Origin of the sequence: Proteiniphilum sp. X52 (genome assembly GCF_003712195.1) — a bacterium.
GTDB lineage: Bacteria > Bacteroidota > Bacteroidia > Bacteroidales > Dysgonomonadaceae > Proteiniphilum.
Window position 1 is genome coordinate 1 of sequence record NZ_RDSD01000093.1, and the last position, 320, is coordinate 320.

Genomic DNA, 320 nt, shown 5'->3' on the forward strand with positions numbered 1-320 from the left:
CAGGCCTATGAATGCAAGCGTTGTCGCGCACGCCAAACCTTGCGTTCAGGCACCGTCATGCAGCACTCCAACCTGCCCTACCGTTACTGGTTCGTGGCCATGCACCTGCTCACGGCGACCAAGGGCTCCTTTTCCGCTGCGGAGCTGCAGCGCCAGCTGGGACACAAGCGTTACCAGCCTATATGGGAAATGGTCAATAAACTGCGTGACGTGATGGGCAAACGCGATGATGAGTACACCCTCGAGGGAGCCATCGAGTTGGACGACGCCTTCTTTTCCACCGAAATATCCCTTGAAGAGAGGGACAAACCGTTGAAGCG

The 320-nt window shown here is 56.9% G+C and carries 1 protein-coding gene; it reads left to right on the forward strand.

Translation table 11 applies throughout. From position 1 onward, the window contains the following. Positions 1-320, forward strand: a 320-nt coding sequence (locus D7D25_RS17790; RefSeq protein ID WP_122970227.1) for an IS1595 family transposase, incomplete at both ends; no start/stop codon positions are given.